Source organism: Desulfosarcina ovata subsp. ovata (genome assembly GCF_009689005.1).
Lineage (GTDB): Bacteria > Desulfobacterota > Desulfobacteria > Desulfobacterales > Desulfosarcinaceae > Desulfosarcina > Desulfosarcina ovata.
The window spans coordinates 1,466,139-1,491,328 of sequence record NZ_AP021879.1 but is presented as its reverse complement, the minus strand read 5'-3'; the positions used below and the strand labels follow the sequence as shown (position 1 = coordinate 1,491,328).

Annotated in this window: 23 protein-coding genes; 4 read left to right on the top strand and 19 right to left on the bottom strand. The window is 45.1% G+C overall.

Annotated elements, in window-relative coordinates; all coding sequences use genetic code 11:
* The first annotated feature begins 172 nt into the window (after positions 1–172).
* From GN112_RS06595 to GN112_RS34795, 4 genes are all read left to right on the top strand, one after another.
* Positions 173–700: a hypothetical protein gene (locus GN112_RS06595; protein ID WP_155309442.1), complete on the top strand. Its 528-nt coding sequence runs from the start codon at positions 173–175 to the stop codon at positions 698–700.
* Between the two features lie 100 nt (positions 701–800).
* The gene (locus GN112_RS06590; protein ID WP_155309440.1) at positions 801–2,075 is read left to right on the top strand and encodes a DDE-type integrase/transposase/recombinase; all 1,275 of its coding nucleotides are present in this window, start codon (positions 801–803) and stop codon (positions 2,073–2,075) included.
* On the top strand, positions 2,066–2,881 hold the full coding sequence (locus GN112_RS06585; RefSeq protein WP_197743281.1) for an ExeA family protein: 816 nt from the start codon (positions 2,066–2,068) through the stop codon (positions 2,879–2,881). Before GN112_RS06590 ends, GN112_RS06585 begins: the two co-directional genes overlap by 10 nt.
* 13 nt (positions 2,882–2,894) lie before the next feature.
* A complete protein-coding gene (locus GN112_RS34795) occupies positions 2,895–3,029 on the top strand; it encodes a hypothetical protein (RefSeq protein WP_269434892.1) in 135 nt (44 codons plus the stop codon).
* 405 nt (positions 3,030–3,434) lie between these two features.
* Here the strand turns inward: GN112_RS34795 and GN112_RS06580 are convergent, their stop codons facing one another.
* The 19 genes from GN112_RS06580 to GN112_RS06490 all read right to left on the bottom strand — a co-directional run bounded on the left by GN112_RS06580 (position 3,435) and on the right by GN112_RS06490 (position 24,835).
* Positions 3,435–3,653: a hypothetical protein gene (locus GN112_RS06580; RefSeq protein WP_155309494.1), complete on the bottom strand. Its 219-nt coding sequence runs from the start codon at positions 3,651–3,653 to the stop codon at positions 3,435–3,437.
* Positions 3,654–3,810: 157 nt separating this feature from the next.
* Positions 3,811–6,372 (bottom strand): pyruvate formate lyase family protein, encoded by a 2,562-nt coding sequence (locus GN112_RS06575; RefSeq protein WP_197743283.1) that lies wholly within the window; start codon positions 6,370–6,372, stop codon positions 3,811–3,813.
* 125 nt (positions 6,373–6,497) lie between these two features.
* On the bottom strand, positions 6,498–6,677 hold the full coding sequence (locus tag GN112_RS06570) for a benzylsuccinate synthase gamma subunit family protein (RefSeq protein ID WP_155309493.1): 180 nt from the start codon (positions 6,675–6,677) through the stop codon (positions 6,498–6,500).
* Positions 6,678–7,028: 351 nt separating this feature from the next.
* Positions 7,029–7,946: a glycyl-radical enzyme activating protein gene (locus GN112_RS06565; RefSeq protein ID WP_155309492.1), complete on the bottom strand. Its 918-nt coding sequence runs from the start codon at positions 7,944–7,946 to the stop codon at positions 7,029–7,031.
* Positions 7,947–7,955: 9 nt separating this feature from the next.
* Complete coding sequence (locus GN112_RS06560) at positions 7,956–8,375, bottom strand: acyl-CoA thioesterase (RefSeq protein WP_155309491.1); 420 nt, start codon at positions 8,373–8,375, stop codon at positions 7,956–7,958.
* Between the two features lie 5 nt (positions 8,376–8,380).
* Positions 8,381–9,151: an enoyl-CoA hydratase/isomerase family protein gene (locus GN112_RS06555; RefSeq protein WP_155309490.1), complete on the bottom strand. Its 771-nt coding sequence runs from the start codon at positions 9,149–9,151 to the stop codon at positions 8,381–8,383.
* Positions 9,152–9,177: 26 nt separating this feature from the next.
* On the bottom strand, positions 9,178–10,224 hold the full coding sequence (locus GN112_RS06550) for a zinc-binding dehydrogenase (RefSeq protein WP_155309489.1): 1,047 nt from the start codon (positions 10,222–10,224) through the stop codon (positions 9,178–9,180).
* Positions 10,225–10,515: 291 nt separating this feature from the next.
* Positions 10,516–11,541: an MBL fold metallo-hydrolase gene (locus GN112_RS06545; protein ID WP_155309488.1), complete on the bottom strand. Its 1,026-nt coding sequence runs from the start codon at positions 11,539–11,541 to the stop codon at positions 10,516–10,518.
* Positions 11,542–11,617: 76 nt separating this feature from the next.
* Positions 11,618–12,139, bottom strand: coding sequence for a DNA-binding transcriptional response regulator (locus GN112_RS06540; RefSeq protein WP_155309487.1), 522 nt, complete (start codon positions 12,137–12,139; stop codon positions 11,618–11,620).
* 1 nt (position 12,140) lies between these two features.
* Positions 12,141–13,880, bottom strand: coding sequence for a GAF domain-containing sensor histidine kinase (locus GN112_RS06535; protein ID WP_155309486.1), 1,740 nt, complete (start codon positions 13,878–13,880; stop codon positions 12,141–12,143).
* Positions 13,881–13,891: 11 nt separating this feature from the next.
* Entirely contained in the window at positions 13,892–14,548 is a 657-nt protein-coding gene (gene elbB, locus GN112_RS06530) for an isoprenoid biosynthesis glyoxalase ElbB (protein WP_197743282.1), read from the bottom strand.
* A 385-nt stretch (positions 14,549–14,933) separates the two neighbouring features.
* Positions 14,934–16,823, bottom strand: a complete 1,890-nt coding sequence (locus GN112_RS06525) for a TRAP transporter large permease (RefSeq protein ID WP_162458810.1) — start codon at positions 16,821–16,823, stop codon at positions 14,934–14,936.
* Between the two features lie 28 nt (positions 16,824–16,851).
* Entirely contained in the window at positions 16,852–17,910 is a 1,059-nt protein-coding gene (locus tag GN112_RS06520) for a TRAP transporter substrate-binding protein (protein ID WP_155309483.1), read from the bottom strand.
* Entirely contained in the window at positions 17,907–18,998 is a 1,092-nt protein-coding gene (locus GN112_RS06515; RefSeq protein ID WP_155309482.1) for an NAD(P)/FAD-dependent oxidoreductase, read from the bottom strand. Before GN112_RS06515 ends, GN112_RS06520 begins: the two co-directional genes overlap by 4 nt.
* Before the next feature lie 66 nt (positions 18,999–19,064).
* Positions 19,065–21,038 carry a heterodisulfide reductase-related iron-sulfur binding cluster gene (locus tag GN112_RS06510; protein ID WP_155309481.1) on the bottom strand — a complete coding sequence of 658 codons (1,974 nt, stop codon included), beginning with the start codon at positions 21,036–21,038 and terminating at the stop codon, positions 19,065–19,067.
* The gene (locus tag GN112_RS06505) at positions 21,039–21,926 is read right to left on the bottom strand and encodes an electron transfer flavoprotein subunit alpha/FixB family protein (RefSeq protein WP_155309480.1); all 888 of its coding nucleotides are present in this window, start codon (positions 21,924–21,926) and stop codon (positions 21,039–21,041) included. It abuts the gene before it with no gap.
* Complete coding sequence (locus GN112_RS06500; RefSeq protein WP_155309479.1) at positions 21,923–22,681, bottom strand: electron transfer flavoprotein subunit beta/FixA family protein; 759 nt, start codon at positions 22,679–22,681, stop codon at positions 21,923–21,925. The genes GN112_RS06505 and GN112_RS06500 overlap by 4 nt, the downstream gene beginning before the upstream one ends.
* Positions 22,682–22,774: 93 nt before the next feature.
* Entirely contained in the window at positions 22,775–23,545 is a 771-nt protein-coding gene (locus tag GN112_RS06495; RefSeq protein WP_155309478.1) for an enoyl-CoA hydratase/isomerase family protein, read from the bottom strand.
* A gap of 60 nt (positions 23,546–23,605) precedes the next feature.
* Positions 23,606–24,835 carry an acyl-CoA dehydrogenase family protein gene (locus GN112_RS06490; RefSeq protein WP_155309477.1) on the bottom strand — a complete coding sequence of 410 codons (1,230 nt, stop codon included), beginning with the start codon at positions 24,833–24,835 and terminating at the stop codon, positions 23,606–23,608.
* Between the last annotated feature and the right edge of the window lie 355 nt (positions 24,836–25,190).

The following is a 25,190-nucleotide window of genomic DNA, read 5'->3' as shown; positions in this document are numbered from 1 at the left end:
CCGAAATCGAGTTCGATGCCAGGTTCTCCGATCCGGACGCCTGTTACCAGTATCTGTTCCAACTGTAGGTTGCCGCGATTGAGTGTGGGGTAAACGGCTAAATTTTCACAATCGTTGACAAACGGAAAAGAATTTTCGAATTAGATGAGCCTCCGGCAAGGGGGCTTTTTTTATGGATAAAGAAAAGGGGTGGCGGTTGGCAGACCGGAGCACCCCAAAAAACCGGGTCGTATTATCGACCCCAACAAAGAATGGTCCGATGATACTTTCCGTTTGTGTAAAACTCAAGGATATTGATGAACAGGGACGCAATTTTTGTTGGCCAACACCTCGCGGATGCCCCAGGTGTGGTTCAACTCGAATATGGGGACACGGTTTCGTACTCGCCTACTTTGATGGGTTTGCTTTTGGGGTGTGGCTTCGAAGATACCGTTGCCCGGACTGTAATTGCATTATTAAAATGAAGCCCGAAGGTTACTTTAATCGTTTTCAGGTGCCGATCTTAACAATTTGCGATTGCCTGAAGCAACGCCTATCCAGCGGCAGATGGAACACGAAGTTGTCTGCATCCCGGCAGCGCCATTGGCTGGCCGCACTAAAACGAAAAGCCCTGGCCTGTTTTGGGATCGGGACCGATTTGCTTGCCGCCTTTTCCCTATTCATGAATATGGGCCGGACACCTGTCAGTCGGACCATCTAATCCGGAGTTCTTTCCATCATCGACAAACCTACCGAACAGTGCGCTCCCCGTATCGTGAGAAATGGTTTAAGCCAGGGGAAACACAAAAAAGGAGGTTTGTATGACACAAGAAAAGGATGAGACCGTCGCTGTTTTCCGGTTTGGGGTGATTCACGAGTTTGTCGGCACGACGAACCTGACCAGAAGCGAGAAACGGCGACTGTTGAGGGAGAAGTGCGAGCGCAAATGGGTCATTCCCTATTCCAGCCGAACACGGATCAGCGAAAATACGATTTATCGCTGGATTCGGCGTTACCAAAAAAGCAACGGCCGTATCGAATCGCTGTATCCCGGGAAAAGAGGCGATCAGGGCAAATCCCGAAACTTGGACGAGGAAACAGTCAACATCGTCCTTGCCACTAGACAAAGCCAGATGGCAACGCCGGTCCCGATGCTTTTGGAAAGTCTCAAACGCCAGACAATTGTTCCTGCAAGCTTTGGCCTTTCCACCCTCTATCGGCTGTTTCACCGACACGGGTTGATGGATCAATCCCCCAAACCGGAGGATCGAAGAAAGTATGAAGCCGAGTTGGTCAACGACATCTGGCAAAGCGATGTGATGCACGGACCCAAGGTGGTGGTCGATCGGAAAATGCGAAAAAGCTATTTGATCGCTTTTATCGACGATCATTCCCGATTGATCGTTTACGGCGGGTTCTACCTGTCGGAGAATCTGGCCAGTTTCATGGATGCTTTCGAAAAAGCACTTTCCAAACGAGGATTGCCGAGAAAACTGTACGTGGACAACGGCGCTGCCTATCGCAGCCGCAAACTTGAATTTACCTGTGCATCACTGGCCATCGCCCTCATTCATGCAAGGCCGTACAAGCCCCAAGGGAAGGGCAAAATTGAGAGATTTTTCAAAACCGTTCGCGGTGGATTTTTGCCTGCCGCGGATCTTTCCTCCCTGGAACGACTGAACCAGTCGTTTAGCCATTGGCTGGATACAGTCTATCACCAACGCATTCACAGCGCCACCGGCATGACGCCCTTTGACCGGTTCAGCAAAAACCTTGCCTGCATCCGAACGGCACCGAAGAACCTGAAAGACCACTTCCGCACCGCCGTATACCGAACCGTTGCAAAGGATCGAACCGTCACACTCAACGGCAACCTGTTTGAAGCTCCGGTGGCGCTGATCGGCAAACGGGCGCTGATTTTGTACCATGAAAACGAACCGAAAACGGCTGAGGTGTTTTTCAATCGGAAGTCCCACGGATTGTTGGTTCCCGTGGATCTGCATGTCAACTGCCGGGTAAAGCGGGACAAGAACATCAATACCCAACTCGAACCGGCCCACAAGACGGATTATCAGGGAGGCGGTCTATGGAAATGAATACGCCGTATCTGCCGTTCTTCGGTTTTGAGAAAGAGCCCTTCACGGCGGATATCGCGGTGACGGATATTCTTGAAACGGATCAACTGGCGGCAGCGAAGAACCGTTTCGATTACAGTTTGGGTTTAGGGGCGATTTATCTGATCACCGGTGAGATCGGCTCCGGTAAATCCACGGCCATCCGTTATCTGGTAAACGGTCTGCATCCTTCCGAGTACAAACTCGTCTATGTTACCGCCACATCCGGTTCCATCCTGGAACTGTACCGCCTGATCATGGGAGAACTGGGAATGAAACCTGCCGGGACCTCCCGTGCGGCCATGACCGATCGAATCAAACGGGAAGTATTGGAATTGATCCACGGGAAAAAACAAAATGTCGTTCTGGTCATCGATGAAGCCTCTTTGCTCCGTCTGGAAGTCTTCGTGGAGTTGCATACGCTGTGTCAGTTCGAAATGGACTCGAAGCCTTATTTGCCCATGGTTTTGGCTGGCCAGACGCATTTGATCGACAACCTGCGATATCCGGGTTGTCTTCCTCTGGCATCGCGGGTGGTGGCCAAAAGCCATTTCATCGGTTCCAAAAAAGAACAGATGCAAACCTATCTTCAACATCATCTGACCATTGCCGGAATCGACCGGATGCTGTTCGAAGGTAATGCGATCACGGCGATCCACCAAGGATCGGGCGGCATCTTCAGGAAAGCCAATCACCTGGCTCGTGGTGCCCTGGTTGCCGCGGCAATGGGTCATGAAAAAACTGTCAACGCGGAACATGTGCGGCTTGCCGCATCCGAAATCTTTTAGGAAAGGAGTCGATATGCAATCCCATCCGACCGCCGAAGATATCCGCCAAAAACTGGAGGCGCTTGTATTGGCCGCCATTTTAAATGTGCTCAACCGATTAACGGATGAGTTGTCTGTGGTAAGCCAGCAAAAAAAGATGAAGTTTTAATCCGATTCAATACGTTTTGCCCGGTGAAACGGAGCCAGGCTCTGCTGGGGAGCAACCTGTCAAGGGATAGCCGGGTGCAGGAGGCATTGAATAAAATGCCCAGAGGGGAGTAGCAAATCAGAAATGCTGCTCCCCTCATTTTATTCAAGCCTTCCTGCCCATGCCTTGAAAAACCCATAAAATTGGAGCGCGTAGCGCACCCTAATAGAGGTCCGACCAACGGTGGAAAGTCGTTGAAAACCGGTGGGCATAAACAAAGTTCCAGAAAATTTGAAAACTTCGAAACCCCTTCAATTTAATCCGAAAATTGTCTTCCGTTCATCGTGGGAATCAACAGCACTCAATTTTTGGTCCGAGAAGAGAACTTGAATACGGTATTTCTGGATCGACACTAGTTATATAAGGTCAGTTAGATTCTTTTATGAAATCCGCATGGGATCCTTTCTTTTCGAAATGCTCACATGCCTCATCACGCAGGTTAATCCGCTTGCCCGGCACAGCCATTGATTTAACGCTGATTGTCGCCGAATCTGAATCGATTTCTTTTACTCCAAATATACAATACCCGTCCATCGGGTCAACGAGCCCAATTCTTGCATAACGACATGTTTTACACTTTGGCATACGATCACCTCCTCTTATTTTTCAACCTGAAAATTACATAACCGCTTAGTTGAAATCTATTGCCATTCGGAATGGTACCATCCGATGTGTTGCAGGACGCTGCCACAGGTAACGCCCTGCAACTTTAAGAGACAGCGAATTCACTGTTTTTTATCGGCTAAAAGCCTTGTTCCGTTCGCCCGATGACCGAGTCCTGGCACATCTGGGTCAAGGAGGTAAATCTGGCGCTGTAGCCGGCTATCCTCACGATCAAATGATCCCAATCCTCCGGCTCTTTTTGGGCGGCAAGCATGTCCTCGGTATTCACGACATTAAATTGAACGTGGTCGATACCCAAGTCATGCCAGGTTTTCATGTAGGCAGTCCAGACATCAAATCCCTTCTCGGACTCCCTCATCAGGCCCACCGGTAAACGCTGATTGAGTTGATTGCCCTTCATCGCGCTGTGGGGCAGTTTTGCCACGCTTTTCAGCACCGCCGTCGGACCTTTTTTATCCATCCCCATGTATGGCGAGACGCCGCCATCGTGCAGGGACTCACCATGACGACGACCGAATGGTTGTGCGCCTATGAGGGTGCCAAGTGTGGCGAAGGAGGACACCGATTGCGAGATCAGAGAAATACCGCCTTTCCAACCCACCATTTTATGTTGCTTCCAGAGTTCAACTGATTTTTCGAAAACCCATTTAGCTATATCGTCGGCGTAATCGTCATCATTACCAAATTTAGGCGCATTGACGAAGTCTTTCCTCATCTCATCAAAACCCTCCCAGTTTGCCTTGAGCGCTTCGAGGAGTTGCCCCATCGTGTATTTTTGCTTATCAAACACCCAGTATTTAATAGCGGTAAGGTCATCGGGCACACAGTTTATCCCAGGATAAAAACTGGTCCAGGTGTTGGTGTAAGGTTTGTTATGACGCTCAAAAGATCCCACACCTTCTTCGACGCACCAGTCATCCATCACCGCTATAAAAGGGCTCTCCAGCCACTTTCCCTCTGCATAGCTGGTGATCTCCTTGTTCAGCGTCTCAATCTGTGAGGCATGCTTTATCTGTGTCTCAACTGCTCTTTTTAGATCCTCCCAGGTGAATTTAGAGGCATCCCCGGTATGGGCACCCACCTGCTTTTGGCTAAACCAGGGATCAAAACCATCACTCAACGCCAACGTACTCATCGCCGGGCCGTCTACGCCGCCGCCCCCTTCATTTCTCGAGTGTTGTGTCGACCTTCTTCCGGTAACCCCAGGCGCCATGCAGAGGACCAGTGCCCAACGTGATGCCACCTCGGGCGGCCAGCCCTGGGATTCAATACTCTGCTTTGTATTTTTCTCGTCATGCTTTATTGAGGGGAAGCCAAAACCTTGGGCGACACATTCATAGACAAGCCGCCTCGTCTTCTCGTTAATCTTCGGGGAGTACCTGAAGGCTATGGAGGGCTCGTTGGTATGGATGTTCAGGCTTGCCTCTAGGATGGCGTCAGTTAGATCGTTGCACAAATCATTGCCGTTTTCATCCAGCCCCCCTATGGTAACGATATGGAGATCATTGATCCCGGGGTGAATGGCCCGCATCCACCTTCCCTTTGTCACACCACGCTCACAAATCTTGAGGCGCTCACACTCGAGAAGCTCGATTGCCTCTTCCCGGGCCATCGGCTGGCCGGTCTTGTCGATAACGCTCATCTTGTAGTAAGGCCACATCAGATCGTCTTCGAGGTGAGAGTAGCCGGAACAGTACCGCTCGATATTCTGGCCCACCTCGAAGCAGAACCACTTTGACTGCATGGCATCTTTAAAGCCGCTAGCCGGTTTGGCGGGCACCCGGTAGCAAATTTCAGAGATTTCCAGAAGCTCCTTTTTCCTCTGCTCAGCGCCTACCACACTGTCTTTCAGGTCGAAGTTTTCCGCTATGATCCTGGCCAGCCGGCTATATCTTCTAGCCCAGCCAATAACCGCTTTAGCGACGATAATCATTGCTTCCCACATATCAATTTTCGAAAAAAGCTTTACATTTTCGTCGCCTGTCCACGGGTATTGGGTCAATTTGGCCCGGACATCTTTAATATTGTCCTCGCACCATTTAATCCTCTTCTCTAGTCCGTCCTCAAGCACACTCTGGTAAGGCGGACAAGTGCTGGTATAGAAATGCTTCCATACCGGAGGCTCCCCAAGCACACCCGAGTTAAGTGCATCCAATGATTCTTGATCAAGATACCTCTCGCATCTGGATGAAAGTGACCACTGTTTCCAGTACTCTACTATTTTTTCCCCATCATCGTATAATTCCTCCGGCGTGATAGAATCATCTTCTAGATAATCGAAAACATTTGCCTCGCCACCTTCTGGGTACAGTTCCAGGGTGTCCGGTCGTGCATTGTGGCCACCGACTATTATTTCATCGTCCTGGATATACATACTACAGTTCTTCAAGTAATGCTCAAGGCACCTTGCCCTGATAGTTACGGGAAGTTCTCCCGCATTGGCTTTATGCGCATCGGTATACAATTGAGCTCTTTCGAGAGAAGTCTTTAATGCCTCCCGAATATACACTCCCCCGGCGGTATGTGCCCAGCGGCAACGTTTGTAAAGGTGCTTTGTACGCGGGGTGCTACCAGGTTCTTCCTCAAGCTTTTTATCCCACAACGCTTTTCCCAAGGGTAAATCAGGAGCAGTCAAGCACAATTCACTTTTAATTTCATTAAGTACCATTAAGCTTCCCATTTTGATCCTCCAAAAAAAAGTATGGTTATTGCCGTGCTGTCGATGTTGATTGATATTACATTTGCCACTAATGGCGGCTGAATAACCTGGTTATGGCCGTTCAGGTGCCGATTGCGTGAGTTCTTTCAAATTGAGTGTTTTAAATCCTCTTCGCTCATCTCCTGATCCGCAAACACAGGTTTTAAATGCCAGTATGTGCCCTTTTCATCCTTCATCTGTACGACGAAGTCACCTTTCCCCGGCTCATAATCATATGCATCTTCCGGAATTGGAAAAAAATGGTTGCTTTTTCCGTATTTTGCCATTTGTTTTACCTCCCTTAAATTATAAGAATTTATCTTTATATTTAACCCTGACCGTGGTATGAAAATGAAATATGGAAATACTCCGCCCAAAATTTTAATTAGTGCATGTGCCTTAAATCATTAGTACCATCACCACCACTACTACTAATAATAATTATCATTGCTATTTGTATTTAAGCATTCTTAAAATCTTTGTCAATAAAAAAAAGTTACAATGTGGTAATTCCCTTTTTTTTTAGTCTCGTCTATTCTGTCCGGGAACAAACCGTCAAATAAATATTTCTTAATCGCTTTTGGTATAAAAAAATCAGCCATCCTAAACAGCTAAAAAATCTAACTTAAGCAATTGATTTATCCACCAACCGTAACTTCAAAGCCGTAATTTTTTAAAATACTTGCGAAATTCGACACGTCCTCATTGAGCATTGAATTGGTACCTGCGAAAGTATAAATCCTATCCAACTGTTCATACTTGCCCTCAGCCCAATTATGAAAAGGCAAAACATCAATACCTTCCACCGTATCTTCAAGATCCCTGGCTAAATTGGCCACCGATTCAAAAAAGTCTGCATCATCGTTCACCCCTGGAATTATGGGCAGCCGCAACCTTACCCGCTTTGTGCTACCAAATATTTCTTTGATTTTATGTAAATTTTGAAGTATTATTTTGTTTGACACAGCGGTTACTTTAAGGTGAGTCTTTGGGTCCATACACTTTAGATCAAAAAGAACCATATCCGTATGAATCAGCACTCTTTCAAAATCGTTCCATGGGGCATAGCCAGAAGTATCTAAACATGTATGAATTCCTTTCTCTTTCGCCCTTTTTAATAGCGCAGCAGTAAATTCCGGAAAAAAAAGCGGTTCACCACCCGATGCCGTTATCCCCCCCCCGGAGTTATCATAGAACTGCCTATCCCCTTCAACCTCTTGAATGATTTCATCGATCGTCCACTCTCTACCGACCAGTTCCAATGCACCGTGTGGGCATTCATCAACACATTTCATGCATAGGGTACATTTATTTCTGTCTCGTTCCGGGAATTCCCCGTTTGGTCCAGGAAGACTGATAACATCTTCAGGGCATACTTCAGCACAGTGGCCGCACCGCATGCACTTATTCTTAAAAAAGTAAAACTCCTGATGGGAATTTTGAGTTTCAATATTATGACACCAGGAACATCTCAAAGGACAGCCTTTCAGAAAAACTGTTGTTCTTATACCCGGGCCATCATTGGTTGAAAATCTTTGAACATTTGAGATTAACATTGAGTTCCCCTACTGGTTTGTGATAATATCACCCATAAATTTTACCGCTATCTCACTAGGTATTTTTGTAAGTTTGAAGTTATTTCCTAATATCGTACAAGCTGTTTTTACTATTCCTTCGGCTAAAAGCACTTGTTCGTTTTTCCGATAAAACTTAAAACTATAAGTCAAAAAAGTAGAATTCTCAATTTTGGATCTTAAATGAATTTCAATCAAATCTCCATATAGAACAGGCATCTTATAAATACATTCCGCTTTAACCCTAACAAAACCAATATTGTATTTTTCTTTTAGAATGTCGTGAGTTAAGCCTATGGATCGAATGTATTCTTCCTCAGCCGTAGTGACATATCTGAAAAAGTTACCAAAATAAAGTATGTTTTCACGATCGCAATCATACCATTGAACCCGCATTTCTGTTTTGTGCATAATATTTATTCTTCTTTCCAAACGGGTTCTCTCTTTTCTAAAAAGGCGACAAGCCCCTCTAAGCCATCATGAGAAGGTGCAAGCTCGTTGAGGTAAATTCCCTCTATCGCGTCCAAGGCTTTTTCAAACGGCTCGTTGAAAGTGGCCGCCATAGCCATTTTACTTGCTCTGATAGCAACAGAGCTGAGTTTTAAAAGACTTCCCACCAACGCATCTTCAGCTGCTTTCAATTCACTCGACGGAACGACCCGGTTAACCAATCCAATTTGATTGGCCTCTTGCGCCGAAATACTTTCTCCCGTGAAGAGGAATTCATATACTTTTTTGCGAGCTATAAAAAAAGGATAGGCTGCTAAGGCTAAGGGCGCAAAATTGCCTAAGGTGATATCGGGCTGACCAATTACGGATTTTTCTGAAGCAATGACCATGTCACAAAAAAGAGCGAGTTCACAACCGCCCCCCAAAGCAAAACCATCTATAACGGCAATAGTCGGCTGTTCTAATTTAATCATTTGACGGAACATCCCATGAAAGACACGCAGCATCTCTTTAACACTTTCAGGAAGATGATCGCGTACCTCGACACCGGCAGAAAAGCCTTTGGTTCCGGCCCCGGTAAAAACAACGGCCTTTATGGCCTTTGTGTTTCTTATTTCTTCCAGCGCGGATACGATTTCCGACATAGTTTGAAGATCAAGTATGTTCAACGGCGGTCGGTTAATTGTTATCCGGCCTACATTATTCTCAATATTAAGAAGTATATTATTATAATTCATTACAATTCGCCTCCTGAATAATAGTTTTAAGGAATTAAGATTGTTCTAATTGATTCACCTTTTCGTACAACATCAAGTGCCTCATTAACCTCTGATAAAGGAAATTTTCCTGTAATCAGCGGTTTAATATCTATTTTTTTATTCTTAACAAGTTCAATTATTCTTGGCATATCAGCGGTACAGCAACTGACTGAACCAACAATTTCCAGTTGCTTGACCATCATTCGCCCAGGACTGAAAGATGCATTATCCGGACAAAATCCTACAACAACCAGCCGGCCACCGGGACGTAGCATCTGGTAAGCTTGAAGGATTGTTTCAGGCCGTCCAATCAACTCAAAAGCCACATCAACCCCGCCCCCTGTCAAACGCCGTATTTCCTTTACCACCTCTTTCCCTTTTTTAGCGTCGATGGCTTTATAAGCCCCAAACTCCATTGCAGCTTGAAGTTTTGTTTTCGGGCTTCCGGTTACAACTGGAATATTAAAATCTACAGCAATCACAGACACACCCATTGCTGCAGCAATCTGAACACAATTCATTCCTAAACCACCACAGCCAATGACAGCTGCGGTATCTCCAAGAGTCAGACCCGAGCGGTTCTTGACGGCATGAAAAGGTGTTGATACGGCATCGGCAATTATGCAGCCATCCTCCGGCTGGATTTCCGCTGGGAGTGGATATGCATTTCGCGCAGGAACTTTTATATACTCAGCATAGGCGCCGTTGATGTGGTTGCCAAGCATTATCCAGTTGTCACAGATATTGTCTCTGCCTTCCCTGCAATTACGGCACGAACCACAGGAAATAATATTGCCTAACAAAACTGAGTCTCCGACTTTCAAATCCACTACCGAGGACCCAACCTCTGATACGATCCCGGCTGATTCATGCCCTAATATCATTGGTGGTTTTTTCACCGTAGGCACGCCAAGATCGATGTATTCCATATCAGATTGGCAAATACCGCATCCGGCCACCTTTACCAAAATCTCGTTTGGACCGATCCGGGGAGTAGGAACTTCTTCAAACTTTAGTTTTTTCCCAGGTCCATAAAAAACAGCTGCTTTCATTGATTCCCCTCCTATTAAGATTTTTATTCAGCCATTTTACAATGACAGCAAAAAACGGTTGGTACCAACATTGACAGTCTCGTAAAAAGTCGAAATTCTCAAATTTCGACCTTGCAACCATTTGAAATCATTGGCTGGCAATTTGTAAAAATAGCATTTTGGGTACTTTTTACGAGTTCATCAACATTGAGAAGTATAAAACAGCTTGGGCAACCATTTCGTGTAGAACTACTAATATACAAAAACAAAAACACCAAAGAAGAACAATTGTCAATGAGAAATATGATTAGGCTATCCCGTGTTTCGAAGTGTGGGTTCATTTTTTATAATTTGCGTTAAAGAGCGGTCAGAGGGTATTAAAAATTTAACCATATTATCAGCCATTTTCCTTCTTATCATTCGTTTTTCTTCAAGATAGCGTAAATGTGAGATGGCCTCTCCGGTAGCAAACCACTGTTGCATAAGGGGAAACGCCTTCCAGCTATCGGCCCGAATATCCCAGGTCATTTGTGAAGCTGTTTCATAGGCACTTATAGGGCTATTACTTAGGATGTCTTGAATCTCAGTCAGCCGTCTTGAATGATGGGTTTGAAGTTCCCTGATCCGCTGCCGGTGGTCGTTGAAAAGTCGCCGATGCCCAGGCAGAACCAGATCTGCATCAAGCTCAAAGACCTTTTCAAGGCTTTTTAGATAGCTTTTCAGCGGATTTTCATCATCTGACCAGCACTGTATGTTCGGGCTTATGTCCTGAAGAACGTGATCGCCCGACACCAATATTTTTTTATCAGGTTCATATAGGCATGTGTGCCCCAGTGTATGTCCTGGGGTTTCGATGCATTGAAAGTGATACTCACCGATATCGATATGGTCTCCGTCTTTAAGGATGTTTAATTTCGGAACCCAATCGGACCCAAATTTATATCCAGGGTGCTGGGTAAGGGCAGATCGAAGTTTGCCTTCAGGAAACCCGCTTCGGCCAGCGTATGCGATCATTGTTTCAAAACCTTCCCATGACTCGATAATCTCTGCATCAGGACGATTGAAATATACTTTGGAAGATTCTGTAACCAGTTTTGATAAAAGACCAAAATGATCGGCATGAAGATGCGTGATGAAAAAATCCGTGACCTCCAGTTTTACCTTCAATTCCTTAAGGGCCGATTTCATTGCTTCAAAACATTCTTGCCGGTTAAGCCCCGTGTCAATGATTAGATTTCTTTTAGTTGAAATAATAATATACGAGTTTAAAAATCTCAGCGGGCTGTCAGGCAGGGGGATTTTAACTCGAAATAAGTTCGGGCGTACCTCTTCAACCATAATTCATCTCCCGTGCTATTGATAAACAGGCCGTTGACTGACGCGGCAGAAGATAGTGCATTAGATTTCCTGGATATTAAAAATCAGGCTCCATGATAAGATTCTCTTTTTGCACCTGTCGTATCAAATAAATTAAAATATACTTCAATGAGCTGTGAACCTCCGGGATTGCCAGCGGAACCTTTTCAAGGAAAAAAGTGGCGCCTGCTTCATACGCTCTTTCCATCAATTGATAATCAGGCTTGATCGTATAACAAACAACAGGAATAGAAGGAAACGACTTGCGAACCTGCTGCATGACATCCATGCTGATGTCCACTGCTCGATTTCGATCATTATATTTCTGCTGTGCCTGTTCGACCCAGAAAAGATCAAGCAAAATGATGTCCGGGTTCTCCTTTTTAATTAACGCTTCCCACGCATCGATTTCGCCACTTTTAATGATCTCGAAACTGACTCCGATCCTTTGCGTAGACTCATCAAGTGATTTAGAAATCGAATCTATCCAGTTATCGTCCCATGCCAGTTCCTCTTTTAGATGTTTTTCTCTGAATATATCACTGAAAATATCGTCAAAAAATAATACTTTTGCTTTCATTTCATTCTCCTCCTTTTGTATTTATAATATTAAATTTCAAATGGATGCGGTAGGGATCTTCTTCCTTGCAAATCTTGCCACCCATTTCTTTCATGATGTTTGACATCTGTGGCCAGCCTCTGCCGGAAACGGTTTTATATGGCAACCCATTATCTTGAAACGTGACAATAATCGTTTTGCCCTTTAATTTTACAGTGATATAAATTTTCCCGATAACAGCGTCATCTTGTTGCTGTCGAGCAATGATCGCTCGAGTACTATTGGTAAATAGGTTTTCAAAGATGCCTTCAAGTTGCTCATATGTCCCGGTTATTTTACTATTTGTCAGATTGTTATCCTGAATGTCAATGTTGATGACCAGATGCGGATTGCTTGCCCTCATCTGGCTGATGTAAGCATTCAGCCATTTTATTAACTGAATGTTCTTCCGCCTTCTTTTTAGCAGCAATCCTTGTTCATGAAGACGGGATAGCAATGCTTCCAAACCTTCAAGGGCCTTAGACACCTCAGAATCACTATAAACATGGGGAAACTTTTTAACCAGGGCGCCCTTTAACGACGCTAAACAATAAAATCCAGGGTTATGTATCTGATGGCTGATATCAGAAAGGTGCTGAGCTACCCTCTCGTTTAACAGAAAAGATTTCAACAGAGAATTGTACAGCAAGAGAAAGGGTTGCAGATGAAGAAAAGGACCAAAGTTAGGCCTTCTGGAACCGAGAACGATAGCGCCCGAATCCTGGCTGAGCAAGTGCAGCGGGTAAGTAACGTAAGATTTGATATGATCATTGCATTCAATAATAAAATCACGCTCCTCTTCTTTCAGTCCGGGATAGGATGCAATCCTGTTCCGAAATCGAATTAAGCGGTGATCACCTGCTTGACCCTCCACCGGGTAAGTGATGTCGCTGACATCACTTAGAACACTGTCAGGGGCGGGAACAAAATCCTGAAGGAACACTTCCATCACTTTATCATCGTACCATGAAACCAGGCGAACGTTCGACGTGCGAAGTCCTCCTGTTTTAAAGAAACCATAACCAATATCAGCCGAGGAAAGCTTTTGATAGGCGCCTATTGCGTCTCTGTAATTAATTGTCGTATCTGTAGCAATGAACCGGGATAGACTGACTAACTTCCTATGGGCTGTATTAATGCAAACCCTATTTTTGATGTCTATAATATAGTCCATAATCAGGGGACCATATTTTTGAGCAAAATCATCAGCGAGTTCTTTTTCAGGTTGATTATACGGATCTTTGCCCCGGTAGCGGCTTAACTCGATGGTGCAGAAAGTATCCCCACCCCTTTTAATCGGTATTATGATAATACTCGCCACCGGTTTTTTTATCTCTTGTACATATTCACCATTCATTTCCGGCCAAATTTGTAAAAAAGGGTTAGGCAGGCCCTGAAAATCTTCTAACCAGATATCCTCGACAAGAATGGATCTACCGGATTTAATTACCATACCTGTAAATCCTCCATGAGGATCGAACAGATGCAGACCCATTCCTTCCCGCAGCCACGGCTCTTTATCTTTAATAATGAAGAGCTTTTCCACCGGTCCGCTTTTGGGTAATAGATTTATCTGGCCGATGTCGGCCTCGATTCCCTCCATCAACAGCTTTAGTACCTCATGTAGAATGAATTCTACCGCTGACTCATCTCCGGAAATTGCCAAAGAGGCTATTCTCTCAAAAAGGTGTTCAACGTTTATTTTTTTTAAAACTTTTTCCATAAAATTTTGAATTATATCATCGAAACAATTTTTTCAACGAGCTTTTCAATCCCTTGAGCTACATCCTTAATCCCGGGGCCGATCATATAGGCTGGGGTCGTTACGATACGGTTTTTTTCGTCAAAGACAATTTCGTCTGCCATACAGGTTTTATGTTTAACTCCCATCGATTCCAGGGCTTGGATCGTCTCCTCATGAGTGCCTACCGTCAGCGTCGGAGAGTGATCCTTCAAGGCCATCCCAACGGTGGCCGGGGCAATACAAAGAGCGCCAATGGGTTTCCTATCGGATAACATGTCATCAAGCAACCGGCTAACGTCAAGGTTTACAGCTCCCCCGGGCCCTTTAAAAGCGAATTCACTTAAGTTTTTGGCCGCGCCGAACCCCCCCGGTATTATCAATGCGTCAAGATTGGCGCTTTTCACATCCTTTAAATTTTTTATTTCCCCCCGGGCAATGCGGGCGGATTCAAGCAGCACGTTACGCGTCTCCTTCATCTCTTCCTGTGTCAGATGGTTGACCACATGCGCTTGCGGTATATCCGGAGCCATACACACAATCTCAACCCCTAGTCGATCGAGAAAAAGAAGTGTTAGAACCGCTTCGTGTATTTCAGACCCATCAAATACACCGCAACCGGACAGTAAAACCCCCACTTTTTTCTTCATAATACCCCTCCATTGTTTGATAGATTCAATCGGAAATTAATGCTTATAAAAATTCCCTCAATCTGTAACATTGTAAAGTAGGTTGAAAATCATGGTATTTTTTATAGTAAACAAGCCGTCCCCTGGTAACTTACTGAATATTCTTTACGGCAACCTGTTTGCATGAAATAAATACCTATTATCGGCCTTGATCATCGTTTCGGCCAGATAAGGAACCTTTCCCAAAGGCGATTTTGGCTTGTAATGGATAACATATTGAATATAATATGATATAATCAGGATAAAACTAATCGACAATGTGTTGCCTACAGGCTATTGGCCGAAACGATGATCAAGGCCCTATTATCTGATTTTTAGTTGCCGACCCAATAGGTTGCAAAATGGGTTATCCTATAGAAAGTAATTCAGGAAGCCAGAGCGATATCTTAGGATAAAAAAGCAGGATAATGGCAACCATGAACATCATGGCGGCAAAAGGAAGATTACCTTTTGCGATGGTCAAGATATTATCTTTTGTAATGGCTTGAACAATAAAAAGGTTTAAGCCGACTGGCGGAGTTATCAACGCCATTTCAATAATCACCATTAAAACGACCCCGAATACAACAACATTGAGTCCCAGAACAGGCATTAATGGATAGATTACTGGAATTGTGAGTACTGTTATGGCAAGGCCGTCCAGAAACATCCCCAGAATAACATACATGGCAAGCAGACAGGCAATCACTATCGAAGGGGAAAATCCTGATGCAACAATCCATTCGGTAAGTAGCCTGGGGATTCTCAGATGGGCAACCAGATTGCTTAATATCATCGCACCAATTATTATCATCATGAGTGAAGACCCTAATATTGCACTCTCTTTTAGAATACCAATAAAAATTTTCCAGTCAATTTGTTTGTAGATAATTGCCGTGACAAGGCAATATACGACAAAAACAGCTGCAGCTTCTGTAGGTGTAAAGGTACCGGTATAAATACCGCCTAAAACAATACCAGGGGCCAATAGGCCCAGAAAAGCCTTTTGGGTTGCGGTTATTTTTTGCGCCCATGTAAAAGAGACCCTTTTGTAGTTTCCAGAAAGGATACTTACAAAAAAAACATAAATAACAAAAAAACCGATAAGTATGGCAGCGGGAATGAATGCAGCGGCAAATAACGAGGCAACAGACGAATTTGTTAAAAAACCATAAACAATCAGCCCGGCACTGGGAGGAATGAGAACTCCAAGTGCACCACCGGCGACACTTCCATATGAAAGCTCTTTTGTGTATCCATGAGCGAGTAGTTGGGGGATGGCGATTAATCCAATCGCGCCTGCTACAGCCGTACTAACACCGATCATTGCTGAGACCAGTGCACAGGCAACAATAGTAGCCATTGAAAGCCCGCCGGGGATTGATCCGCTCCATTTACTTACCATATCGTAAATTCGCTCTCCAATACCGCACCTGGCTAAAATTACACCACCCATGATAAAAAGGGGAATAGCCAGCAGAATAAAATTATACAGAGTCTTTTCAATTATGACAGGCACCATAGTCAAGCTTTGGAATTCCCCGAAATTGGTGAACATACCTATTATTCCGGTCATACCCAAAGCAACGCCTACAGGGACGCCACCAGATATAAAACAAAGAACCAGCATGACAATACCTGCAAAAGGCGCGACATACATAAAATATATACCGATTCCGATGGCAACCGTAAAACCGAAAAGGAGTTTTATTGGAGCAGTTTCATGAGCATCAGTTTCTTTTTTCAGAGAGGATAGGAATTTAATATCCAGTAAGCTGTTTCGAAGCACTTGTAAAAAAAGTAAACCCATGGTCAGGGGGAAGACAAGATATAAAATCCATTTTGGGTATTCTAACAGCCCGAAGCTTGTGATATGATTCTGATAGGCATCCAGGCAGGTATGGGATCCATAATACCCGACAATTACGGTAAATGCTAAAACGACAATATTGGCTGCGATTCCAAGAACCAAGCTGGAATATTTAGGCAACCTGGAAACAAGAATATCAGCAACGATTTGTCTTTTTTCCCTTGATGAATAGGATGCCGCCAGCAGAACGAACCACATCATGATAAAAAGTGAAACCTCAAACACCCACGTTGTCGGTTTATTGAAAATTCGGCGCATTATGACTTCGTAAGTAGCAAAAGCGCTCACAAAGAGCATGGAAAAACCGGCGACGGTTCCAAAACTAAGTGAAAGACAATCGATAATATTAGCGTGGATAGAATGAAAATTTGAGTTGGATGGTCGCATGTGTTTTATCATTGCGGATAAGACTGGATTATTTATTTCTGGCCTGAATCATATAACCCCACAATTTTTCGCCCATATTTTTACCGCATCTCCGGACTGTAAATTCATGCATCGCCGGATAGACAAGCTTTTTCAACCTGGCTCTTTCATCATTGGATAAAAAATTCATCTCTTTTATAAGCCCGTTTTTAAATTTCTGAAATATCTGTTCTGTTTCCTTGGTAACATAGTTCCGGGTCCATAGCGCAATTTCCTGAGCGGAATCTTTCAGAATATTTTGGTTTTCGAGTGATAGTTTTTGCCATTTATTCATGTTCATCGCAAACCAGAATTGAAGAAAGGGGCTGGTGTAATCCTGAATAATATAGGGTGCGGCCTCATACATTTTTGAAAAATAAAACCGGCTGGGACCTGTACAGACGCCATCGATAGTCCCTCTTTGAAGTGCCATAAAAACCTCTTTTATGCTTAATTCGACGGGTATGGCACCAAGTGCCTTATACATGGCTGCCTGTGCGGATCCACCTGTTCTCATCTTCAAATTTTTATAGTCGGCCACTGTATGAATCGTTTTTTTATTAGTGCCGACCACCGAAGTGCCATAAGACACGGGTGCCAGGAGCTTGGCGTTTAATTGGTTTTTAAACTCGTTGGCTGCAATCTTGCATACCTCAGGCATATCCAGAAATCTGTAAAAATGCTCATAATCATCCCAGCACCCCTGTGCTCCGAATGAACTGATAAACTCAAGCGCCGGTGATCTTGCACCAACATAAGCCACATGTAATAATGCCATGTCAACGCTGCCATTCACGATAGCCTCGATTTCGCTTTTTGAATCGTATAGCTCACCGGAAGGGTAACGGATAATAGTGATGTTGCCATTGCTCTTTTTTTCAACAATGTCCTTGAATTTATCGGCTGCCAGCTCTAAACAACTGGCGGGTGACAGATTGCTTGACAGGCTCAGTTTAATTTTTTGGGTGGCTTCGGCTTGAATCGACCCGCTAATGAAGAGTAAAATCCCCAGTCCCAGCGTAATGATCAAAAAACGGTAAGTTGATCGAATAAATACCCTGTTTTTCATTTTTGCTCCTTTTCCTGGAACACATCCATTCCCGTTTTACCTGCAAAAGTATGCGCCGCTTTCGTTCTATTGACCTCCTTTTCAATCATAACGGAATAATGATCAATCGCCTTTTCGTTGCTTTCCAGACTCTTAATAATTGCTTGAGCGGCAATTTCACCTGAAATGAACGCACCTGTAATACCTTCTCCAAATGGATAAACAAAGCCACCGGCATCACCGGCGGCCAGGATATTATCTTTACCTAAACAGAATGCGCCTATAGGACCCATATCGTTTATTCTAACGCCATGCTCTTTAACTATTTCCTTTACGTTAAGGTTGTGGACCTTCTTAAGGTAATGATAAAAATTGTTGTGCAATTGTTTTATGCTTTGTCCTTCTCTGCCGCATGTTACCTGAAGAAGGAAATCGTCCTTTTTATATATGCATGAATATAATCCCGTGAACTTAGGGTCAAGAAATCCATATAACCATTCAGGATCAAAGTCTATTGTTCCATGATACCACTGTTCATAACATGGAAACCATGAAATTTTTTTATCGAATTGAGGAAAAAGTACACCCCGTACTTTCGATGATGCACCATCAGCGCCAATCATGAATTTAGTTCTGAACCCGACAGGGGCATTTTCTTTTAAAACAGCATTGACTGTAATGATATCATCTTCAATAGAGAAGCTTTTAAAATCACATTCATCTTTTACCTCGGCTCCTGATCTTTCCGTCAGCCAGTAGTCGAGACGATCCCGCCATGTATTAACAATCCCCTGAGGTAAACCGGGTTCCGAAAGTGGCGCTATGGGGAAAAATACTTTCATGCATTCATCCGCCGCAGTATCTTCTGTCGGGAATATTTTATACCCGTACCACTTGTTGGGAAGGGACAATATACGATCCGGAATTTCTCCATAGCGTTCAGCCAAAAAAGCCTGGGCTCCCGGGAACAGCATGCCTGTGCACATCTTGTAGCGGGGTAATTTCTTCTGCTCCAGCATGACAACTTTCAATCCCGCATCCACCAGGGTTTTTGCCGCCACGGAACCCGCAGGACCGCTGCCGATTACGACAACATCATAATCAACCATTTTCTCCCCTTGCTTTTATCCCAGGCAAGTCATTGAACCGAACGTGTCGCGTAAAGAGATCGGGGCTTATCTTTCCTCGAGTTGCAGCGCGACCAGTTCGGCGATATCGAATATCTTCTGATCTTCGGTAAACTTTTTGGCGCCATCGGTCAACATGAGAAGACAGAACGGACAGGATGTTGCGATAAAGTCAGCCCCCGTATCGAGGGCCTCTTTGGCTCTCACCTGGTTAATCCTGGTTCCCACCTCTTCAGCCCAGTAGTTTCCGCCGCCACCGCCGCAGCAGAAGCTTTCGTTACGATTACGCGCCATTTCCACCAATTTCCCCATTGAATTGACCACGTCGCGCGGTTCATCGTAGATGGCGTTGCGCCGTCCAAGATAGCAGGGATCATGATAACATATCGTTTTTGATTCTCTGTTAAGGCGCAACCGGCCGGCTTTTAACAGCGATTTTAGAAACAGCGAATGCGGAATAACCTGGTAATTGCCTCCCAGCTTCGGATAGTGGCGGGTGAAACTGTTATAGCAATGCGGGCACATGGTAATGATCTTTTTTATACCCATATCTGAAAAATCTTCAATATTCTGCTGAGCGAGTTCTGCAAACAGGAATTCGTTGCCCATCTGCTTGGCAGGATCCCCTGTACAGCGGAAATCCTCAAGAATTCCGAATGAGGTACCAGCATGTGATAATATCTTCACCATCGATCCGGCAATCTGTTGGGCGCGTTCTTCATAGGTAACTGAACAGCCGATCCACAGTAAATATTCAGTTTTTCCCTCTTCGAAAACCGGAACATTCAGATCTTTACACCAATCTCTCGGACCGGCGCCGGTACCAAAAAACGGATGGCCCCGAAGTTCCAGACTGCTGTTGGCCTTGCCCATCATTTCGGGAATTTCGGAGCGCTCCATGACGAGATTTTGCCTGAACTTCATGATCGTTTTGGGCTGATTAATCAGGGCCGGACATGCCTCCATGCAGGCGGCACAGGTTGTACAGCAAAAAAGTGCTTCACTGGTCAATGAATCAATTAAAGAATCATCTTCCACGTGACCATCTTGTAAGGATTCGGCGAGCGTAATGATGACACCCTTGGGTGACAATGGTTTTCCGGTTTGTGCCGCCGGACAAACCTCATGACATCGACCACACCACAGGCAGGTTGAATAATCGAGTAATCTTTTTTGGCTGAAATCTGCCAATGTGGCAGCGCCCAGTACAGGCATCTCCTCACTCTCCTCGTCCTCAAAGGAGGAAAAATCAATGAGGCCCATTTTTGTGCCCGGCATCGGATCGGCCAGCGCCGCATTTACGGGTACCAGAACCAGATGCACCAGTGGCGAGTATGGGATATAAGCCAGAAAACCAAGCGCAAGAAGACCATGGATCCACCACATATAACGGTGCACGGTAAGCCACGCATCGGTCTTGCCGAACATCATCGACAGATAATTGCCGATAAAGGATCCGTTGTCGATCCCGTTGCAGGCGATTCTACCGCCTTCCACCACGAAACCGGTAAGGATAACCACCCCGAGCAGTAAAACGATCGGCGAAAATCCTGTTCGGGCTTTTGGCTCGGTCAACCTTTCAGGAGGAAATACCAATCTTCTAAACAGGAAAAAAAGAATACCGCAAATAACGGCAATCCCGGCTAAATCAAGTGCAAATGACATAAACCAGCGGTTAAATCCGCCGCGGAAAACGGGTAAACCGAACAGCACGTTTAAAAATACCAAAATGGTTCCCAGTAACAGAATAACCATTCCCCAGAACAGCCCCCCATGGGCAACCCCGGTGTAGATTTTTTTGTATATCCGGGTTCCCAGGATTCCTTTTGTAAGCAGGGCGTAAATATAAACCGGGCCGATTTTTCCAGCAGATTTTGATAAATCCGGATTGATCCTGACCTTGCCCTGGCGTATGCGTTTCCAATGTCCATACATCCCATAGACAAAAATGACGATCATCGGCACCGCGAACGCATCAATGAGAATACCCAGATTGATGTTCCAATAAGGTATACGTCCCATTTAAGCTTCCTCTTTGAGGGTTTCGATCAGAACAGGCACAATTTTTTTATAATCGCTGACAATTCCGAATCTCGCACGTTTGAAGATATTGGCCTCTTCATCCTTATTGATGGCAACAACACATTTGGCGTTTGCAATGCCTGCCAGATGCTGGCTGGCTCCGGATATACCCAGCGCAAAATAAACACTAGGGGCCACAATTTTGCCAGTTTGTCCAACCTGCTGTGTCGGCTGCGCCCATCCTTCGTCAACGGCGCCTCTGGATGCTCCAACGGCGCCATTGAGAAGATCGGCCAGATCCTGGAGTATGGAAAAATTTTCCGCTGTACCGATTCCCCTGCCTCCGGATACTATGACTTCCGCATCCTCAAGGGGAATTCCCTCCGTTTTTTCTTCCTTTTCGGCGATCAACTCGACTTTTTTTTCAGTAATGGAGAGCAACGATGAATCAGTAAATCCCTGCAAATCGGCTGCTTCAAAATATTTCCGCCGGATGGTCAATATGGCGGGCATTTTGTTGAGCTTATAGGATGCCACCGCTTTTCCCCCATACAAGGGCCTTTCAACAACAAGATCCGGCTGGATTCTGATCACTTCTGAAACTACCGGCGCTGATAGTTTAACGGAAAGCGGGGCCGCAATCCCGGAACCAAGGGTTGAAGCGGTCAATAAGATAACTTCATAACCCTCATTCACGATCAATGAAGCAAGATCTGAAACCAAATTTGCAGCGACGGTATCCTCCACCTGGTATGCTTTGGCAAATGAACCGGGGATTTGCCCAGTTCCCACGGCAACAATATCAGGCTGTTCACAAAATTCCCTGCTCACTGTTACCAGTTCACCAAGCCTCTTTGGCTCGATCATTTCAACAATCAGGGTTCTCATATGAGCCGTTCCTCCCTCAATTTACTCAGCAAAATTTTAGCGGTTTCCGCCATGTCATCTTCCGCCGGCAGGAATTCACACACAGATTCCATTTTTGGAATATTAACCAAAACTTCATCGATGAGCATCGCATCGCCTTCGATTTCTGATAGCGTATCCACAGGCTTTTTTTTGGCTGCAAAAATTGATCTGACCACTGGAATTCGAGGAACGTTTTCCGGAACGCTGGTAATCGATAATACAGCTTTCCCACCACATTTAAGTTCACTGGATCCGCTTTCGGTGTTTTGAATAACTTTCCATTGGTCACCATCCTGTTCGATTTTGGCAACCTGAGGGATAAAAGTAAAACCGAGCATCTCGGCCAGCATGCCATGGACAATACCTCTGTCCATATCCGCCGATTGCTGGCCTGCCAGTACCAAATCAACATCTTCCAGTTTGTCGATGGCCATTTTAAGATTGGCGGCTATTATGTGAGGATCATCTGAATTTCCCACGACAAGGCTGAGCTTTTCACCACCCATGGCCACTGCTTTTCTCAAAATCTGGATATCTCCCTTGATTCCATAAGATACAATGGTAAGCGATGAGGAATATTTTTCTTTTAGTTGTACGCCCGATTCGATTGCATTCTCATCATAGAGACCCATCATCCGCTTGTACCGAGCGTGGGCGCGACTATTTGTCAGTTCAAAATCACCGGCAGGGACTTCGTAATCCGGGACGACTTTTGCCAATACAACGATATGCATTGGATAACCTCCTGTTTGAAGACGGATAGAACGTTGCATGTCTTCGTTCTGGCCAAACATAAAAGAGGACCGAAGCACAGTGAACAAATCCTGCTATTTGCCCTTGTATTCAGGTGCCCGCTTTTCTGCAAAAGCCTGAAACCCTTCCTTGCGGTCCTCGGTATCTCGTAAAACACCCCATAACAAATGGGCGAAGGCAAGGCCGTGGTCCAACGGTAAATCCATCCCCATAACAACTGCCTGCTTAACGGCCTTAACGCTGAGCGGTGCGTTGTTTGCAATTTTCTCGGCATATTTTCTGGCCAAGCCTATCAATTCATCAGGCTCGACTATATCGCTAACGAGACCGATTCTGAGTGCTTCTTGAGCATCGATCAAATCACCGGTTAACATCATCTTCATGGCAACTGATAGTGGAATGGCTCGCGGTAAACACTGGGTCCCATTCAGTCCGGCGAGGCTGGCCACTTTGACTTCTGTCAATCCAAACTTGGCGTTGGAACTTGCTATCCTCAAATCGCATGCCAAGGCCATTTCGAGTCCGCCACCGACGGCATAACCGTTTATTGCTGCAATGATGGGTTTCCACATTTTCATGTGGGGAATGATCGGCTGTCCGTCTCGCAAATAGATTGACGCCATGCACTCTTTCGGGGGCGGCGTTTTCTTCATATCCGTCCCGGTGGAGAATGCTTTCTGACCGGTACCGGTTAGCACCGCCACTCGAATGTCAGGATCATTTTTGACCGTGCTCCAAATATCAACCAATTGATCCATTGATTCGGGATCCAAAGAATTCATTGCTTCCGGTCTGTTCAACGTAATATAGGCGACATGGTTTTCTTTCTTGAAATCAACACCCATTTTTTTCTCCGATTTTGATTATGTAAACATCACAATTAAAACTCTCCGGGTTTGGCTTATTTATCCCTCCTTTTTTAATAAAAACGGATTATATGGTTTTTTCTCCCTAAGCAATGTCCTTGCAACAGCCATTCTATGAATTTCCGAGGGGCCCTCGAGAATCCGCCACAATCTGACCATACGAGCAGCATACTCAATCCCAAGTTCATGTGAAAGACCAAGACCGCCATGGGCCTGTATCGCTCTATCGGCCACTTTAGTCAGCATCTCGGTTGCAGCCACTTTTATGGATGACCCTTCAATACGCAGGTCTTTGTAGCCCTGATCGGACTTCCAGGCTGCGTAATAGAGCGGCCAGCGAACGCTTTCCAGTTCTATTGTTGAATCTGCAATCCAGTTCTGGACCGTTTGGCGCGCTGCCAGTGGCTTTCCGAATGTAATCCGGGTATTAGCCTGATCTATCATCATCTGAATTAATCTCTCGGCCATTCCGGTACAATGGGCCGCAATTTCAATTCTGCGCACCCCGAAGCGATTCTGCAATGGTATGAATGCCTGACCGACTTCTCCAAGCACGGCATCGTCCCCAACCTCTACATCCTCCAGAAATAGGTCCCATGTCGGCATGGCGCCGATAACAGGGATTTCACGACCAATTTTTAAACCCGGTGTCTCGCGATCAATAAGGAACGCCGTAAATCTATTCTTAGATGACGCTTCCTTGTCTGTAACGGCGATCACTATAAAAAAAACTTCAGGATAGTCACATTTACTAATCCACATCTTTGCGCCGTTTATCACCCACTTGTCACCCTTACGTACCGCCGTTGTTTTCAAACCGCTGACGTCGGAGCCAGCGTCGGGTTCAGAGCATGCCATGGCTGAATCAAGATTAGCGCTACAATAGGGCTCAAAGTATTTTTCTCTCTGGTTTTCGGAACAACACTCATGCAGATAATATAGATTGGGCGCATCAGGCGGCAGCGTGAATCCGTGATGAGAAAACCCGACCAAAGACTTTGATAACTCCTCTACAACCAGTGTCTTGGCTAGCATTCCAAGGCCTTGTCCGCCGAATTTCTCTTCGACTTCCAGTCCCCAAAAGCCGAGCTCTTTTGTTTTTTGCATTAGCCTATCATGGTCTTCCTGAGGGATCAATGGGCCCGGTTCGGTCCACAAAGATAGTTCCCGCTCAAGAAGCACTTTATCCAATGGCAACATCTCGCGTTTTACAAATTCTGCCGTCGCCTCCTTAAGCATCATGTACTCTTCAGATATCGAAAAATCCATTTTTTCTCCTTAGCTGGTTCATCTTCTAACCTGTGGTTAGATTTTCTACTTACTTAGGGCATCGGAAATATAACCCCACAATCTTACTTGTCTTTTTGTCCGTGTTCTGTGTTGCGTCGCCGGTAATATACAACCAGTATGAAACCATCAACACGCCTTGAACACAAACAAAAAACCGGCGCCACCTCTGTGGATTTTACTTTTTCCAAGGCCCTTATTAATTTCTTGCTTATTTTTCTTGATCTTCAACAACGTGCTGAATTCTAATCAAAAGAACTACTTGATGCTCTGCATCGGTGTTAAACGAAAATGCCTTTTGATACCTCGCCGCGGCCCTGCTACAAGGTAGCTCATT

Excerpts from the sequence above, each read along its gene's own strand:
- GN112_RS06595 (WP_155309442.1), top strand. The coding sequence starts at position 173 with ATGGATAAAGAAAAGGGGTGGCGGTTGGCAGACCGGAGCACCCCAAAA.
- GN112_RS06590 (WP_155309440.1), top strand. The coding sequence starts at position 801 with ATGACACAAGAAAAGGATGAGACCGTCGCTGTTTTCCGGTTTGGGGTG.
- GN112_RS06585 (WP_197743281.1), top strand. The coding sequence starts at position 2,066 with ATGGAAATGAATACGCCGTATCTGCCGTTCTTCGGTTTTGAGAAAGAG.
- GN112_RS34795 (WP_269434892.1), top strand. The coding sequence starts at position 2,895 with ATGCAATCCCATCCGACCGCCGAAGATATCCGCCAAAAACTGGAGGCG.
- GN112_RS06580 (WP_155309494.1), bottom strand. The coding sequence starts at position 3,653 with ATGCCAAAGTGTAAAACATGTCGTTATGCAAGAATTGGGCTCGTTGAC.
- GN112_RS06575 (WP_197743283.1), bottom strand. The coding sequence starts at position 6,372 with ATGGGAAGCTTAATGGTACTTAATGAAATTAAAAGTGAATTGTGCTTG.
- GN112_RS06570 (WP_155309493.1), bottom strand. The coding sequence starts at position 6,677 with ATGGCAAAATACGGAAAAAGCAACCATTTTTTTCCAATTCCGGAAGAT.
- GN112_RS06565 (WP_155309492.1), bottom strand. The coding sequence starts at position 7,946 with ATGTTAATCTCAAATGTTCAAAGATTTTCAACCAATGATGGCCCGGGT.
- GN112_RS06560 (WP_155309491.1), bottom strand. The coding sequence starts at position 8,375 with ATGCACAAAACAGAAATGCGGGTTCAATGGTATGATTGCGATCGTGAA.
- GN112_RS06555 (WP_155309490.1), bottom strand. The coding sequence starts at position 9,151 with ATGAATTATAATAATATACTTCTTAATATTGAGAATAATGTAGGCCGG.
- GN112_RS06550 (WP_155309489.1), bottom strand. The coding sequence starts at position 10,224 with ATGAAAGCAGCTGTTTTTTATGGACCTGGGAAAAAACTAAAGTTTGAA.
- GN112_RS06545 (WP_155309488.1), bottom strand. The coding sequence starts at position 11,541 with ATGGTTGAAGAGGTACGCCCGAACTTATTTCGAGTTAAAATCCCCCTG.
- GN112_RS06540 (WP_155309487.1), bottom strand. The coding sequence starts at position 12,139 with ATGAAAGCAAAAGTATTATTTTTTGACGATATTTTCAGTGATATATTC.
- GN112_RS06535 (WP_155309486.1), bottom strand. The coding sequence starts at position 13,880 with ATGGAAAAAGTTTTAAAAAAAATAAACGTTGAACACCTTTTTGAGAGA.
- elbB (WP_197743282.1), bottom strand. The coding sequence starts at position 14,548 with ATGAAGAAAAAAGTGGGGGTTTTACTGTCCGGTTGCGGTGTATTTGAT.
- GN112_RS06525 (WP_162458810.1), bottom strand. The coding sequence starts at position 16,823 with ATGCGACCATCCAACTCAAATTTTCATTCTATCCACGCTAATATTATC.
- GN112_RS06520 (WP_155309483.1), bottom strand. The coding sequence starts at position 17,910 with ATGAAAAACAGGGTATTTATTCGATCAACTTACCGTTTTTTGATCATT.
- GN112_RS06515 (WP_155309482.1), bottom strand. The coding sequence starts at position 18,998 with ATGGTTGATTATGATGTTGTCGTAATCGGCAGCGGTCCTGCGGGTTCC.
- GN112_RS06510 (WP_155309481.1), bottom strand. The coding sequence starts at position 21,038 with ATGGGACGTATACCTTATTGGAACATCAATCTGGGTATTCTCATTGAT.
- GN112_RS06505 (WP_155309480.1), bottom strand. The coding sequence starts at position 21,926 with ATGAGAACCCTGATTGTTGAAATGATCGAGCCAAAGAGGCTTGGTGAA.
- GN112_RS06500 (WP_155309479.1), bottom strand. The coding sequence starts at position 22,681 with ATGCATATCGTTGTATTGGCAAAAGTCGTCCCGGATTACGAAGTCCCT.
- GN112_RS06495 (WP_155309478.1), bottom strand. The coding sequence starts at position 23,545 with ATGGGTGTTGATTTCAAGAAAGAAAACCATGTCGCCTATATTACGTTG.
- GN112_RS06490 (WP_155309477.1), bottom strand. The coding sequence starts at position 24,835 with ATGGATTTTTCGATATCTGAAGAGTACATGATGCTTAAGGAGGCGACG.